Raw genomic sequence first — 15,624 nt, forward strand, 5'->3', positions numbered from 1 at the left:
TCTACGACAACCCCGGATTACATCCGGGGCCACCCGATAGTGACCTGCGGTAACCAGTGTAATCCCATCCCAAATATTAGAAAAAGGGGTGGTACCGCATGCAATTCGGTATGAGCGCAGCGAGCAGGAAACTGATAGAGAAACCGCACAAACAAATGTCATCAGCGCAAATCAGGCCGAAGAAATCGCCAGACTCACTCTGAATCAATCACCAACCCTGACAATTACCTGTTGCCTCACGACAACCCCAGAAACACAGATTACGATGAATATTAAAGGGTTATAGAATTCAACTCACCCGCCGCCGATTGCGGGGAGAAAGTGGATTTCGCTTTCGGATGTCACCTTCTGCGAGAGCCCACGCGGGGTCACGTTCTGATCGACGGTGACTGCGAGCCCTGCCCTGAGTGTGCCCTCAGGACAGAGTCGCTCTTTAACGCCGGGATACAACTCGTCTAAAGACTCAACCGCTTCCCTGACGGTGGTCCCTTCCACAACAGCTTCTGCTGCCCCTTTGCAATAAGGTTTGAGCAGCGGAGGAATAAACAGACGAGGCATATCAGATTCCGTTTCTGATCAGGATTCTTTCTTCAACAGCTCATGCAAAACACGTGGCGGCGACATCGGCAGTTCATACATTCGCACGCCGACGGCGTTGTGAATTGCTGCTTCCAGAGCCGCCGGTGGTGGCACGATGGGAACTTCTCCCACGCCTCGCACACCATAGGGATGTCCCGGGTTGGGTACTTCCACAATGAGTGCGTCGATCATCGGCAGGTCATAGCAGGTCGGAATCCGGTAATCGAGGAAGTTGGCGTTTCGCATGCTGCCTTCTTCGTCATACCAGTATTCCTCGTTCAATCCCCAGCCAATCCCCTGCACGGCGCCCCCCTGAATCTGTCCTTCGACATACGCAGGATGAATCGCGGTACCACAGTCCTGGGCGGCGGTATAACGTAGAATGTCTACTTTGCCGGTATCGGGATCGACTTCCACGTCCACTAAATGTGTTCCGAATGCGCCGCCGGGCTCGTTATGATTGGAAACACCACGTCCCACTAACGGCTCACCTCCCAAAGACAATTCGATGGCAATTTCCTTGAAGGTCATGGACTTATCCGGACCAATTACGGAACCGTCTTCATAGGAAACCAGATCTGGATCGACTTCCCACAGCTCAGCAGCCCGTGTGACGATCTGGCGCTTCAGGTCCTGAGCAGCTTCGTAAGCGGCCCAGCCTGTCGCGTACGTCACGCGGCTTCCGCCGGTCACATCGGTATAGCCCACACTGTCGGTATCGACCACAGCAGGCTTGATGTCTTCCGCTGCCAGCCCGATCGCTTCCGCGAACTGCATGGCAATCGCGGTGCGGGAACCACCAATATCCGTCGAACCTTCCAGCAGACCGACAGAGCCATCCGAGTTGACAGTCGCGGTCACGGCTGATTTCAACCCCGCGTTAAACCAGAACCCGGAGCCAATGCCCCGCCCCTGATTTTTACCGGTCAACGGCGTATTGTAATGCTCGCTGTTCTTGATGGCTTCCAATGTTTCCACCAGGCCTATCCGCGGATAGGTCACGCCGTCAATCCGGCGTGTCCCTTCTTTTGAAGCGTTGAGCAGGCGAAAATCTACCGGCTCCATACCCAGCTTTTCACAAAGCTCGTCCACAACAGTTTCCGTCGCGAACGCAGCATTGGTCGCCCCCGGTGCGCGATACGCGTTGGTGCGCGGTTTGTTGACGCAAACGTCGTAACCTTCCACGCGACCGTTGGGAATGTCATAGCAGGAGAAGACACACATCGCACCGGCGCCAATCGGCGAACCGGGATAACCGCCTGCCTCATAAGCCATCCAGGCCTCGGCGGCGGTGAGACGGCCGTCTGCATCGACGCCCATCTTGATCCTGATAAAGGAACCGGGAGTGGGGCCGGTTGCCTGCAGCACGTCCGCCCGGTCCATCACAATTTGAACGGGAACTCCTGCTTTACGGGATAAGACTGCAGCCGCTGGTGCGAGATAAACGGAGATCTTGCCACCAAATCCCCCGCCAATTTCTGCAGGGACCACTTTCACGCGGGCCAGAGGCACATGCAATAACTCTGCCATCTGCGAGCGGACCGAAAACGTGCCTTGGGTCGGAGTCCAGACGGTAATCTGACCATCGTTGTTCCACAATACGGTCGCAACGTGCGGTTCGATATACCCCTGATGCACGGTCGATGTGCGAAATTCACGTTCGACAACATATTTCGCGTCGGCGAATCCTTTTTCGAGATCCCCTTTTTCAAATACGATATGCTTGGCGACATTACTCGGCTTGTCCCCTTTCTCGCCAGTGGAGGCTTCTTCCGTCCGCACATCGGGATTCAAAACAGGTGCCGAATCTTCCATCGCTTTCAGCACATCCAGCACGGGTGGCAGAACTTCATATTCAACTTCGATCAGGCTGGCTGCTTCCTGTGCGATATGCAGATTGTCGGCAGCTACCGCAGCAACTGCGTGTCCCTTGTAAAGCACTTTGGTGCGGGCAAGATTGTTGCTGCTGAGATGGTTCAGGACGACAGCCCCTTCCCCCAACTCGGCAATTTTATCACCGGGTTCCGGCAGATCCGCACTGGTGACGACGGCACGCACACCCGGAAAAGCTTCTGCTTTTGAGGTATCGATCGATTTAATATTGGCATGGGCATGCGGGCTCCGCAGCACCGCACCGTAGATCATGCCTTTGACTTTGATATCCGCACCGTATAACGCACGGCCGGTGACTTTGTCAGCTCCGTCATGACGAATCGGTCGGGTACCAATCACCTTATATTTAGATGATTCTTCGCTACCTTCTGCGGTTCTGGTTTCATCAATGGTCGCCATTAGACAGTCTCCTTCTCACATGAGGCAGATTGAGCACATCGTGTTTCCGCAGCCTGCTGGATGGCACGTACGATTTTGTCATAACCGGTGCAACGACACAGATTGCCCGCCATCGAGAAACGAATTTCTTCTTCGGTGGGGTTCGGGTTCTCATCCAGGAAGGCTTTGGCCGACATGATATAGCCGGGTGTGCAGATTCCACACTGCAGCGCCGCATTTTCCAGAAACGCTTCCTGCAGCGGGTCCAGGCCATCACCGGGTGCCAGCCCCTCAATGGTTTCAATGTTGGCGCCCTCGACTTCCACAGCCAGCACCATGCAGGTATTGACGGCTTTTCCATCAATCAACACCGAACAGGCACCACAGTTACCGTTGGAGCAGCCTTCTTTGGCGCCTGTCAGATTCAGTGTATTTCGTAAGACTTCGAGCAATGTCTGCCGAGGCTGGCAGAGGAATTCCTCTTCACGCCCGTTGACAGTCGCGGTTACGATCCGTTTCTTCGCCATTGAAAAGTCCTTATTTAAAAATGATCTATATAATATTGCGTTGATTGGTTGAGTCAGTCAGTTGATGAATTAACCGCGAGCACGTTCGACCGCTTTTTTCAGCACACGTTCGGTCAATACGCCCGTCACATGCAGGCGGAACTCTTCTGTACCCCGCATGTCCGTAATCGGATGGATCACAGACCGAGCCGCCTCACCTGCTTTTTTGACTGTCTCGTCATTCACCGGCTGACCTGCCAGGAGTTCGCTGGCTTCCTGGGCATAAAACGGCTTGGCAGCGACCGCTCCCAGTCCAATGCGGGCGGAAACAAAGTTTTCGCCACTCTCATCCAGTACCACGGAAGCACCGACGCCGACGACAGCAATGTCCATCTCATTCCGGGGAATGAACCGCCGGTAATGGGAACCGCTGTGCTCGGGTCGTGGTGGAAATTTGAGTTCGACGATAATTTCGCCAGGCTCCAGAATATTCTGGCCTGGTCCCGTGCAGAACTGATCGACGGGAACTTCTTTGGTTCCCGAAGGTCCCTGAATGACTACGGTTGCATCCAGAGCAATCAACGCGGGAGTCGAATCCGCGGCGGCACCGGCATTCGCCAGGTTTCCCCCGACGCTGGCCCGGTTCTGGATCTGCATGCCACCTATAATATTGCTGCTGTCAGAAATCGCTGAATATTTTTCCAGAATTCCCGGATGATTGTAGATCTGGTAACAGGGAACCGCTGCTCCCAGGCGCAGACCTGCGTCAGTCAGTTCCAGCGCCATCAGTTCCGGGATCTTTTTCAGATCAACAATCAGATCAGTCGATAATCTGCCGGTCCGTACATGGTCAATTAAATCAGTTCCCCCCGCGAGCGGGCGGGCATTCCCATTACTTTTAGCCAGCAGACCAACGGCGTCTGCCAGTGAAGTGGGGGCTTCATATTCAAAGTCACGCATCGCAGGTTCATCCCTCTCCTAATTGTCCAGACAATCCTCAATTCGCGGGCGAATCTCAGACTGGTCATCGAGTATCACTGAGCCTTCATTATCAAGCACCTGTCAACTAACATCAATGCAACGAAAGAGGAACAGGCGACCTAAATTCCTAATTTTATAATTTCCTTTAGAATAAAGCCTCTCTCCCACCTGGCAAGCCCGATTCGCTCTCATCGAAGCAGAAAAGTTCTGATTGCCTGACCCGCAACACTTACCTCACCTATGCGGATTTGTTAACCTGCTTGCAGTTAACACCATATACGAATATTTCGGGTCGCAGAGACCCGTATGACGAGAGGCCAGCCCCAACACTCAAGGGAGTGTTTACGTAAGAGAATTACTGACAGGATGTCGATTTATGGGGCCTTTCTACCAATAAACTCCCCTGTCCAGTGGTCTCAGATCAATCTTAAACATTAATACCGCGACACAGAAAGTGCAGTCTGCACTCAGAGGCAGGTTATATAAGTGGCACGAAAAAAAGCGTCTTCCAACCTGAACCAGAATTTTGAGCAGCGAACGCAGGAGCTCGGCCAGCAGATCTGGGGTCTGCTCGAACGCCGCGAACCGACCATGTTCGAAAAACGCTGGTGGGACGATCGAATTCTCTCCTGGGCAATGGCCGATGAGTCAGTCAAAGTGCAGATGTTCCGCTTCGTGGACGTCCTGCCCATGCTTCGCTCACATGAATCGATCGTCAGGCATCTGCACGAATATTTTGAAGATGTCCGTAAGCATCTCCCCTGGGCGGCTCGCATTGGCCTGGAACTTTCGACACCGAACTCGGTTCTCGGCAGAGCCCTCGCCCTGAACGCCCGCTCCAATGCCCGCCGGATGGCCAGCCGTTTTATCGCCGGATCTTCAGTTGATGAAGTCCACCGCACCGTCGATCGGCTTCGCAGTGAAAACTTCACTTTTACTTTGGACCTGCTGGGTGAAGCCGTCATCAGCGAAGTCGAAGCCGAAGCCTATATGCAGTCTTACCTTGATCTGATCAGAGGCCTGGCACCGCGTGCCCGCAAGTGGTCCGAAAATGTGCAGCTCGACTGGGACAACCAGGGACATCTGCCTCGCACCAACGTTTCGATTAAGCTCTCGGCACTCTGCAGTCAGTTTAAACCCACTGATCCCGTTGGCACGATGGCGGCAGTTCAACCCCGCCTGCGAACCCTGTTACGACAGGCGATGAAATATGACGCCTATCTGCACGTCGACATGGAACAGAATTCCTACAAGCCGCTCACGCTGGAGATCTTCAAGCAGACGCTGATGGAAAAGGAATTCCGTGATTTTGACAATGTCGGCATTGTGATCCAGGCCTATCAGCCCCAGGCGGAAGCTGACCTGATGGATCTTTTGAAATGGGTCAAAAAACGCAAGACCCCCGTGTGGGTCCGACTGGTCAAAGGCGCTTACTGGGACTTCGAAACAATCACTTCCCAGTACCGCAACTGGCCCATCCCGGTTTTCCAGGAGAAATGGGAGTCGGATGCGAACTACGAAAAACTGACGCAGATCCTGTTACAGAACTTTCAGTGGCTCAAACCAGCCTTTGGCAGCCACAACATGCGGAGCCTGGCACACGCGATCGCCGTTGCACATGAACTGGATGTCCCCCCCTCTGCTTATGAAATTCAAATGCTGTACGGGATGGGCAAAGAGCAGGCGCAGGTCTTCGCGGAGATGGGACATCGGGTCCGCATTTATACTCCGTTCGGCGAACTGATCCCCGGCATGGCCTATCTGGTCCGCCGCCTGCTGGAAAACACTTCTAACGACTCATTCCTTCGACAAAGCTTTAGCGAGCACGTCAATCTGGAGACCTTGATGATGAACCCGTCCGATCACGCCAGTAAATCCAACCGGAAAAAAGCGTCCGCAGAAGAAGAAACACACTTCGAGAATGAACCGCTCACTGATTTCAGCCTCGAAGAATCACGCCAGAAGATGCGGGAAGCACTCGAAGCCGTCGAAGACCAGTTCGGCAAAGAGTATCCGCTGTTGATCAACGGACGGGCCATTGACACCAAAGCCACTCTCACCTCACGCAATCCTTCGCATCACTCGGAATCGCTGGGAACCATTTCCTCTGCCTCCGCCGACGATGCGATTGACGCCATTGACGCGGCCCGACGGGCCTTCCCCGGCTGGTCCAAAACCGAACCCCAGTACCGCGCCGAATACCTGGAATTGATCGCCGCCAACATGCGTCGCAAACGTTTCGAGCTGGCAGCCTGGATTGTCTACGAATGCGGCAAGCCCTGGGAAGAAGCCGATGGCGACGTCGTCGAAGCGATTGACTTCTGCATGTACTACGCCGACCAGATGCGCAAACTGGCAAACCCGCAACATTGTGACGTGCCCGGCGAAGAAAACGTCTATTTCTATCGCCCCCGTGGTACTGTAGCCGTAATCGCCCCCTGGAACTTCCCCCTGGCGATTCTGACTGGCATGACAGCTGCGGCCCTGGTCACTGGAAACACTGTCGTCATGAAGCCGGCGGAACAGTCCTCGATCGTCGCTGCCAAGCTCATGGACCTGATTCACGAATCCGGGATCCCCGATGGCGTGGTCAATTTCCTGCCAGGCATCGGCGAAGAAGTCGGCCCCGAACTGGTTGGCAGCCCGGATGTGGAGATGATCACATTCACTGGTTCTCGCGATGTTGGTCTCGCGATTAACGAATCTGCCTCCAATACAGACATTCGCCAGAAAATGGTGAAACGTGTCGTGGCAGAAATGGGTGGTAAAAATGCCATCATCGTGGATGATGACGCCGACCTTGACGAAGCCGTCCTGGGTGTGATTCATTCTGCGTTCAACTACGCCGGCCAGAAATGCTCTGCCTGCTCGCGGGTAATTGTGCTCGATTCCATTCACGACACGTTTGTCAGTCGTCTGGTGGAAGCCACAAAGAGCTTAAAGATCGGCCCCGCCGAAGACCCCGGTACCATCGTCGGCCCCGTCATCGATCAGGAGGCACGACAGCGGATTCTGGAATACATCGAAATCGGTAAAGAAGAAGCCACACTGGCACTCGCCTGCGACACCTCGGAACTGGAAGAGGAAGGCTACTACGTCGGGCCGCATATCTTCACTGATGTCGACTCCACCTGCCAGATCGCCCAGGAAGAAATCTTCGGACCGGTTCTGGCAGTCATGAAAGCAGAAGATTTTGAGGAAGCGATTACCATCGCTAATGATACGCCATATGCCCTCACTGCCGGTATTTACAGTCGCAGCCCGGCTCACCTGCAGAAAGCCCGTATGGAACTGATGGCAGGTAACATCTACCTGAATCGTAACATCACCGGAGCCATGGTCGAACGCCACCCGTTTGGTGGTTTCAAAATGTCAGGTATGGGCAGCAAAACTGGCGGTCCCGATTACCTGCTGCAGTTCCTGGTCCCCGTGAACGTCACCGAAAACACCATGCGTCGCGGCTTTGCTCCCACAGCAGCTGGTGAAGACGAAGATTAGACTGTGTCCAGATTTACTGTAGCGTTTCCTGGGCTGTTTGGCTCAAGTATATTAGATTGAGAGACGCTATTCTAAAAAGTGATGCGCTCTAGCCTGCGTTCAGGTTTTCCATAATAGATCTGAAGTCAATCTGACACAGACTGAACCTACTCAAACGGCTCCAAACCAGTCTGACATGATTCGCGCTATTCCTCTCAGGAAATAAAACAGACTGAGATTTGAATGCACGTATGACCTGAATCTCATTTGTCCATCGATTCACCAGCAAATGATCTCACTGCCATCTGCTGCGCGTCCCCCGCCCATACAATCCACCAAACTTCCATCACTGCACACAATTCTCATCGCACTCAAATGAGGAGGTGTATCACTGCATAACCACAATAGTTGGATACCTCACGGTTACGATTGGTGGGATTTTAGGAAGAGATTCATCCTCAAAAACATCAATTATTTCAGTCAACGAGCTATCGAGGTTTTTCTGCAATCTATGTTTTTAACCGCAGAGCAAGCATTGCATTAGACCGGCAGCGTGGCTTGTTCAAGCTGATACATGCACAACTTTGCCGATCACAGATCAATGGAACTATACAATCCGGCACTTACACGCAAGACCATGAACACGCCTCAACATCGCCTCACACAACCGGCCCGGCTCTACCAGAATCTGAATCTGCGCATTCTGATCTCGGTGGTGGCTGCGATGATGCTGATCATAGGCTGTGGGTTGTGGATGTTATACTGGCAGGAACAACAGTCGATTAATGCTGACGTGACAGCACGGGTGGAGGGAGCCTGCCAGGTGCTGGACAATAATCTCAATGAAGACACGAATGCATTAAACGGTTTTCTGCAATTAATTTCCAGAAATGAAAATCTGCAGGATGCCTGGTTGGATCAAAATCGTGAGGAACTACTTCGGCTGGCTTTGCCGATCTACCAACAACTCCATGCCTCGAATCGTGTCACGCATTTTTACTTTATCAATCTCGACCGGACCTGTGCTTTGCGGGTCCACCGCCCCAGTGATTCCGGCGATACCATCAAGCGACACACGCTACAGCAGGCAGCTGACAGAGCTCAGAGCTCATCCGGCATCGAACTGGGAAAATACGGACACTTCACTCTTAGGGTTGTCTCCCCCTGGATCGTCGATGGCCAACTTGTCGGCTATATTGAACTGGGAGAAGAAATCGAACATATCACACCCCAGCTGTCAAAAAGCATGGGAGTCGAAGTCGTCATCACGATTGAAAAGGAGCACCTCAACCGTGGACACTGGGAAACCGGACTGAAAATTCTGGAGCGCCGTGGTGACTGGAGCCAGCTTTCAAAGTTGGTCATTATCGATAAAACTATCGAACACGTTCCCGCTGCACTGACGTCACTGATCAATACCGGCAATCTGGATAACACAACGGTTACCTTCACAGAGCACACAACCCGCAAGATTTATCATGGTGGAAGTGTTCCGTTAAAAGATGTCAGCGATCAACAGGTAGGTCACCTGATCATCCTCAGAGATATTTCCACACAGACAGCGGCACTCCACAAGATGGCGGGGCTGCTGTTACTTGTCGGTTGCATCGTGGGTACAGCCCTCTTCAGCATTTGTTTACTCTACATCAGCGCTCTGCGGAAGACTTCCTGCCAACTCATTGAAACAGCACACCAGTCCGGAAAAGCAGAAATTGCCACCAGCGTCTTACATAATGTGGGAAATGTACTCAACAGTGTAAACGTCTCCGCCAGCCTGATTCAGAATAATGTAACCAATTCCAGCTCCAAAAACCTGGGTAAAGCGGTTGAAGTCATCGAACATCATCTGACAGACCTGGGCGAGTTTGTGACAAATGATGAACGGGGGAAACACCTGCCCCGCTTCCTGATTGACGTCAGCGAGGAGCTTTCCACTGAAGAAGACGAAATCCTTGACGAAATCAACTCATTGATTCGAAACATTGATCACATCAGGACCATCGTCGAGGCACAACAGAAGCATGCCAAGGATAACGAAGGTTTCGTAGAAAAATTCTCAGTGATCGAACTGATGGAAGATGCGATCAACATTAATCTCGCTTCAATGGAACGACACTCTGTCAAGATTCAACGCAATTATTCTGGCATTGATCGTATCGTCACCAATAAACAATTACTGCTGCAGGTCTTCATCAACCTGATCAATAACGCGAAATATGCCTGCCTGGAAAGCAACCATCAGGAGCACCAGATTACATTGGGTATTCAACCACTCGGTAAAGATCGAGTTATGATAAAAATAGAAGATAACGGAATGGGAATCGACCGTGAAAACCTGACTAAAATTTTTGCACATGGATTTACAACACGCCAGGAAGGACACGGCTTTGGCCTGCACAGTGCAGCCCTGGCGGCTACGGAACTGGGGGGCAGCCTGGTGGCCAACAGTGAAGGACCTGGAACCGGTGCAATCTTTATTCTGGAAATCCCCTACCGCCCAACCGGAGCGAAATTATGCAAAACATAAACGAAATCAGTAATCGGCGGATTTTGGTCATTGATGATAACCAAGACATCCAAAACGACTTTCGCAAAATCCTGGCGGAAAATGAACATCATAATTCCAGCAAGTCATCCTATTCAGGCTTGTTCGGCGAAGAACCACAATCCGACATCCCCCAGCTGTCCTTCGAAGTGGATACGGCAAGCCAGGGCCAGGAAGGACTGGAGAAAGTTCGTCAATCACTGCAGAAGCAGCGACCTTATGCCATGGCTTTTGTAGACATTCGCATGCCTCCCGGCTGGGATGGCGTTCAGACAGTCGGCCACCTCTGGGAAGCGGATCCAAATCTGTTGATCGTAATCTGTACGGCTTACAATGATTACAACTGGTCCGAGATGACCCGGACCCTGGGCCATATGAATCGCTGGCTCATTCTGAAAAAACCATTTGATATCGTGGAAGTCCGACAGTTGGCCGCTTCACTTACGCAAAAATGGGAACTGGCACGCAGAGCCGAATTCAAAGTCCATGAATTACAAAAATCACTGGGAAGCACCAACCGTAAATTAGAAGCCTATAATAAAGCCGTCGATGCTGCAGGCATTGTGGCAGTGCTTGATCCCCGGGGAAGGATCCTGGAAGCGAACGACAATTTCTGTAAGATATCGGGATACACCAAAGAGGAACTGGTAGGCCAGAGTCACGAAATGATTCACTCGGAGCACCATCCGGTCGAATTCTTCGAGGAACTGTACGCCACCATCAAGCAAAATAATATCTGGCGTGGAGAAATCTGCAACCGTGCCAAAGATGGTTCGCTCTACTGGGTCGACACAACCATTGTCCCTATGCTTGATGAGTATGACAATACCGTCAGCTATTACAGCTTCCGAATCGAAATTACCGACCGGAAACGACTGATCAGCGACCTATGTATTCAGGCCTATCATGATTCGCTAACCGGATTACCCAACCGCGCTTATATCCTTGACTTAATCCAAAGCAGCATCGATCAGAAACCCGATCATTTCTTCGCATTATTATTCCTGGATTTTGATCGTTTCAAACTGATCAATGACAGCCTGGGACACGAAATGGGAGACCAGCTCTTAATCGAAATATCGCAGCGGTTAAGTAGTACTTTACGAGAGGCAGACCAGGTCAAACCAGCCCGCCTGGGTGGCGATGAGTTTGTCGTGCTGTTGAATAACATCACAAATCTATCCAATGCCACCCGCGTAGCCGAACGACTTCTGGAAAAACTCTCACAGAGCTATCAGTTAGGCAGCCATACTGTCTACTCTTCAGTCAGCATCGGTATCGTTACCAGTGACTTTCAATATGAATCAGCCAACGACATGCTGCGTGATGCCGACCTGGCGATGTACAAAGCTAAAGCCTCGAATGCAGGTAGTTATATGGTATTTGACCAATCCATGAGAGAACAGGTTCAATTTCGCCTGCAGATCGAAAGTGATTTGCGTTTGGCAATCGAACAAAATGAATTTCAGCTCTATTATCAACCTATTGTCTCGCTGGAGTCGGGTAAAATTGACGGAGTGGAAGCGTTGTTACGCTGGGAACACCCTCTGCATGGCATGACCGGTCCGGATATTTTTATTCCCATCGCGGAAGAAACCGGACTGATTAATTCGATCGGCAAATGGGGACTGAACCAGGCATGTCAACAATTTTCAACCTGGAGGCAAACACAGGGAGATTACGCCCCCTCCATTTTACATGTCAACCTTTCGCGTAAACAGTTGCTAGACCCCGATCTGACCGACTTCGTGCTCCAGACCATTCGGAAACACGACCTTCCGCCGGATTGTCTGCATCTGGAAGTCACCGAAAGTCTGATCATGCAGGATCAGGTCAACATCATCGAGATCTTGCGAAAATTGAGAACAGCTGGAATCAAGATCGACATGGACGATTTCGGCACCGGATATTCCTCCCTGTCATGCCTCCATGAATTTCCCCTGGATGTTCTGAAAATCGATCGTTCACTGATCATGAATGTGAAACATGTCCATGACTACGCTGCCTTGTTGCAATCTGTTCTTGCCCTGGCAGATAACCTCGGCTTAAAAGTGGTTGCCGAAGGGATTGAGGATACAGAACAGCTCATTATTCTGCAGGCACTGGGCTGCGAATACGGACAAGGCTACTTATTTTCCAGACCGCGCCCCGCCGAGGAAATCGAAACTCTGTTCTATTCGGAAGCACCCTGGATACAAGCTCTGGACGCAATCCCTGTGAACGCGACAATCCAGAACTGATTATCTTCTCATTACTCAGATTGAAAACGAAGAACCCTGAACATGATAACTACTATTAAAAATCAAACACACTCGAAGAGACAAACGAGAATGCCAGGTTATCCACCAGTCGTTGAATCCTCGTTTCTTAAAATCAAAAGCATCGCTACACTTCCTGCTGTAGCCAGAAAAGTCATGGAGCTTGTAGATGACTCCGGGACCAGCGCGGAAGATCTCAGAAAAGTCATCGCCACCGATCCTGCGCTGAGCGCCTGCATTCTCAAAATCGTCAACTCTTCGTTTTATGGTTTCCCGCAACAGATCGGCTCCATTGAACGCGCCGTGGTACTGCTAGGCTTGAATGCCATCAAAAATATTGCAATCGCCAGCAGCCTGAGTAAAGTTTTCAAAACCAGCCTGATCGGACCTGAATTTAATGCCAGCGAACTCTGGCTGCACTCGGTCGCTGTCGCGAGCTGTGCACGCGAAATTTCTGTGCGAACGAAAGTGGGATCACCTGACGAAGTTTTCCTGGCAGGCTTGATTCACGACATCGGTATCATGATTGAAATGCAGGTCGACTATACAAAGTTTATGGATGTCATCCAGACTACATCCCAGAACGAGCACATCACATTTCGACAGGCTGAAAATGACATTCTAGACGCAAATCATGAATTATTTGGCGGCTATATTTGCCGAGACTGGAATTTCCCTGCTCAATTCGAATACGCCGCACGTTTCCATCACGATCCACTACAACTTCCAATTGAAGATCAGCCGCTGCCATTAATAATCCACGTGGCAGACGTGCTCGCCGCTCGACTCGGAGAAGGCTATTCCCGCACCGTCGAAACCCAGACCGTAGATCCGGAAGTCCTCTCCGCATTGGATCTTAGCGAGGCCGACATTGAAACAATCATGGAATCACTCGCCGAAATAATCCAGGAAACCCATCAGTTACTCGGCTGCAGTTCTTCCAGTTGAACTTGAACCTGCGTGAAAGCGAACGCTAAGACTCTCAGACTGGACTGATTGCCCTGTGGCAATCTTAGTTTTTCTCTGGTGACTCTTCTGGCAGAAATTCCTTAAACTCCTGCAGGTTGTTCCCCTTTTCGACCATCTCCGGCGTCAGCAGGCCCGCATAATAGATTGGTAACTCCGGTTTTGCCTGCAGGTTCTTAATGAGCCAGTCCAGACCGGTAGATCCTTGTACGAGTACCATGACGCTCACTTCACTGTTCTCCTCCAGAAATTTTTTCGTGAGGATCAGCGGTGACGCGCCCAGCCTTTGAGAAACGTATTGCTTTGAAGCCGGTATCGTACTCGCACCTTCAACACCGAACATGACAAGATACATACCCCGTGCGCCATACTCATCCGCAGTGGGTGGATCTTCGCCTGTCAGCTGCTTGTATGCACTGTCAGCCTGTTGCAGCGCCACGTCGGACAGCTTCGCATGCTCGCGTAACGCCTCTGCAAACAGGGTCGACAGGTAGTATTTATCATCTTCATGATCGCGTACGCTCCACAAGATTCGCGACCGCATGTTTCGATTGGTCGTGTCGTCGAACGGAGGAGCCATATAAACGTGAAAAAGGGCTCGCAGAACATTCCTGGTCTTGTCGGTTCCCAGTCCAAACCCATAATAGAGGGCGGCCTTCCGCACATTTTCGGGACCTTTCGGATCGAGCGCCTGATAGAAGATCTCGGTCAGACGGGGATCACGGGGCCAGCCCAGTGCACCGGAAATCCACCCGAACATCGTATTCGGTCTATGAGAAGAACGACGGAGCCCACGTCGAAACAACTCCAGCAATTCGCGATCTGTGAGTGACAGTTTTTCCCGATTCTCATACAGCTCATCCAGTTTCTGCCCCGCCTGGACATCATCGGCAAAGCAGGCCTGATAATCGGGAGCCACAAATTCCGCTGCCTGATAAGCATAAACCTGATCTGCAGACGGACGCGTATAAGCAGGCAGCCTGCTGGCAGGAGCACCCGCCGGCAGAAAACGCGCGAACTCGTTCAGACGCCTCTCCTGCAGGACCCGCGCTGAAAATAGTCCGTTAAAATCAAGTTCCGTATACTTCCGTTTTTCAAGATAGCCCACTAGCAGCCGACGTGCCTTCCGTCCCTTCAACAGGACAACAGCCGTCTCCCACCCCTCATGAACGCGGGTCACATATTCCAGTAACATCTCCTCTTGACCACGCAACGGCTGTCCTGCCATTTCGCGTAAAATCTCAGCAGCCCGGGGATGCGTGGCAGAAACATCGGTTCGATGGAAGCCGATTACCCACAGTCCAACATCATCAAAACGATTCAGTTCAGGCGGTTCCGTTTTGAATACCGCCTGGTAAGTTTCCAGCACGGCCCCGAGGGTAGAATCATTCAACTGTTTATAATCATCCAGCAGCCCCAGCAGTAACTTCCGCGTCTGCTCTTTGTCGCCATAAGTCTGCATACCCCAGGCAATCCGCCGCTGCTTTTGTGCATCAAGCCTGGGATATTGCTGCATCAGCATTCGCACGAGGTTGGGTGACCTCTGTGACACCACCGTGGGACCATGGTACATCGCACTACTCGCGATACTACCATTGTCGCTGGCACTCGCATGGTACATCAACTCGATGGCACGGGGATCCTGTTGCTCCCTGTTCCAGATATATTGATTCCCCACCTGCCCCAACAATGTTGTACGATGCTTCGAGCAATGCCGCAAACCGCGTCGAATCAAAGCCAGACGCTCATCAATGCTCGTTACCTTCAACTTTCCTTCCAGCATCAGATCAAGCTGTTTGCCGGCCTCTTTGTCGTCCGAAAAAAAAGATTTAAAATCCGGAGGTACATAGCGATCAGTACGGTTCCAGGCGAACGGAGGTTCGATTTTGAAGGGGATCGCTTGCGCGTCGGGAAGGTCCTCGGCGAATAACGGGCTACGTTCTGAACAACAAAACGCCACCACGGCTGCAATCAACAGGCACGCACGGCTGAGCTTAAAATCAGAGGTCGGTTTCATTTCACTTCCTCCATCTCTTTAAAG

General features: G+C 51.7%; 9 protein-coding genes. 4 read left to right on the forward strand and 5 right to left on the reverse strand.

All coding sequences use genetic code 11. From position 1 onward, the window contains the following. Positions 1 to 294 precede the first annotated feature (294 nt). From ACN0YH_RS14905 to ACN0YH_RS14920, 4 genes are all read right to left on the reverse strand, one after another. Positions 295 to 558, reverse strand: a complete 264-nt coding sequence (locus ACN0YH_RS14905) for a MoaD/ThiS family protein (protein ID WP_417380367.1) — start codon at positions 556 to 558, stop codon at positions 295 to 297. An 18-nt stretch (positions 559 to 576) separates the two neighbouring features. Beyond that, positions 577 to 2,871 carry a xanthine dehydrogenase family protein molybdopterin-binding subunit gene (locus ACN0YH_RS14910; protein ID WP_417380368.1) on the reverse strand — a complete coding sequence of 765 codons (2,295 nt, stop codon included), beginning with the start codon at positions 2,869 to 2,871 and terminating at the stop codon, positions 577 to 579. Further along, positions 2,871 to 3,377, reverse strand: coding sequence for a (2Fe-2S)-binding protein (locus tag ACN0YH_RS14915; RefSeq protein WP_417380369.1), 507 nt, complete (start codon positions 3,375 to 3,377; stop codon positions 2,871 to 2,873). The genes ACN0YH_RS14910 and ACN0YH_RS14915 overlap by 1 nt, the downstream gene beginning before the upstream one ends. 69 nt (positions 3,378 to 3,446) lie before the next feature. Beyond that, positions 3,447 to 4,316, reverse strand: a complete 870-nt coding sequence (locus tag ACN0YH_RS14920) for an FAD binding domain-containing protein (RefSeq protein WP_417380370.1) — start codon at positions 4,314 to 4,316, stop codon at positions 3,447 to 3,449. A gap of 507 nt (positions 4,317 to 4,823) precedes the next feature. On the opposite strand from ACN0YH_RS14920, the gene pruA reads away from it, so the two are divergent. The 4 genes from pruA (at position 4,824) to ACN0YH_RS14940 (ending at position 13,565) form a co-directional block, all read left to right on the forward strand. After that, positions 4,824 to 7,835, forward strand: coding sequence for an L-glutamate gamma-semialdehyde dehydrogenase (pruA, locus tag ACN0YH_RS14925; RefSeq protein ID WP_417380371.1), 3,012 nt, complete (start codon positions 4,824 to 4,826; stop codon positions 7,833 to 7,835). 616 nt (positions 7,836 to 8,451) lie between these two features. Then, a complete protein-coding gene (locus tag ACN0YH_RS14930; protein ID WP_417380372.1) occupies positions 8,452 to 10,341 on the forward strand; it encodes a cache domain-containing protein in 1,890 nt (629 codons plus the stop codon). Beyond that, the gene (locus tag ACN0YH_RS14935) at positions 10,329 to 12,599 is read left to right on the forward strand and encodes an EAL domain-containing protein (protein WP_417380373.1); all 2,271 of its coding nucleotides are present in this window, start codon (positions 10,329 to 10,331) and stop codon (positions 12,597 to 12,599) included. The genes ACN0YH_RS14930 and ACN0YH_RS14935 overlap by 13 nt, the downstream gene beginning before the upstream one ends. A gap of 90 nt (positions 12,600 to 12,689) precedes the next feature. Continuing rightward, positions 12,690 to 13,565 carry an HDOD domain-containing protein gene (locus ACN0YH_RS14940; protein WP_417380374.1) on the forward strand — a complete coding sequence of 292 codons (876 nt, stop codon included), beginning with the start codon at positions 12,690 to 12,692 and terminating at the stop codon, positions 13,563 to 13,565. A 64-nt stretch (positions 13,566 to 13,629) separates the two neighbouring features. On the opposite strand, the gene ACN0YH_RS14945 is transcribed toward ACN0YH_RS14940, so the two are convergent. Further along, entirely contained in the window at positions 13,630 to 15,600 is a 1,971-nt protein-coding gene (locus ACN0YH_RS14945) for a hypothetical protein (RefSeq protein WP_417380375.1), read from the reverse strand. Between the last annotated feature and the right edge of the window lie 24 nt (positions 15,601 to 15,624).

Origin of the sequence: Gimesia sp., assembly GCF_048262075.1 — a bacterium.
Lineage (GTDB): Bacteria > Planctomycetota > Planctomycetia > Planctomycetales > Planctomycetaceae > Gimesia.

Excerpts from the sequence above, each read along its gene's own strand:
- ACN0YH_RS14945 (WP_417380375.1), bottom strand. The coding sequence starts at position 15,600 with ATGAAACCGACCTCTGATTTTAAGCTCAGCCGTGCGTGCCTGTTGATT.
- ACN0YH_RS14940 (WP_417380374.1), top strand. The coding sequence starts at position 12,690 with ATGCCAGGTTATCCACCAGTCGTTGAATCCTCGTTTCTTAAAATCAAA.
- ACN0YH_RS14920 (WP_417380370.1), bottom strand. The coding sequence starts at position 4,316 with ATGCGTGACTTTGAATATGAAGCCCCCACTTCACTGGCAGACGCCGTT.
- ACN0YH_RS14935 (WP_417380373.1), top strand. The coding sequence starts at position 10,329 with ATGCAAAACATAAACGAAATCAGTAATCGGCGGATTTTGGTCATTGAT.
- ACN0YH_RS14915 (WP_417380369.1), bottom strand. The coding sequence starts at position 3,377 with ATGGCGAAGAAACGGATCGTAACCGCGACTGTCAACGGGCGTGAAGAG.
- ACN0YH_RS14910 (WP_417380368.1), bottom strand. The coding sequence starts at position 2,871 with ATGGCGACCATTGATGAAACCAGAACCGCAGAAGGTAGCGAAGAATCA.
- ACN0YH_RS14905 (WP_417380367.1), bottom strand. The coding sequence starts at position 558 with ATGCCTCGTCTGTTTATTCCTCCGCTGCTCAAACCTTATTGCAAAGGG.
- ACN0YH_RS14930 (WP_417380372.1), top strand. The coding sequence starts at position 8,452 with ATGAACACGCCTCAACATCGCCTCACACAACCGGCCCGGCTCTACCAG.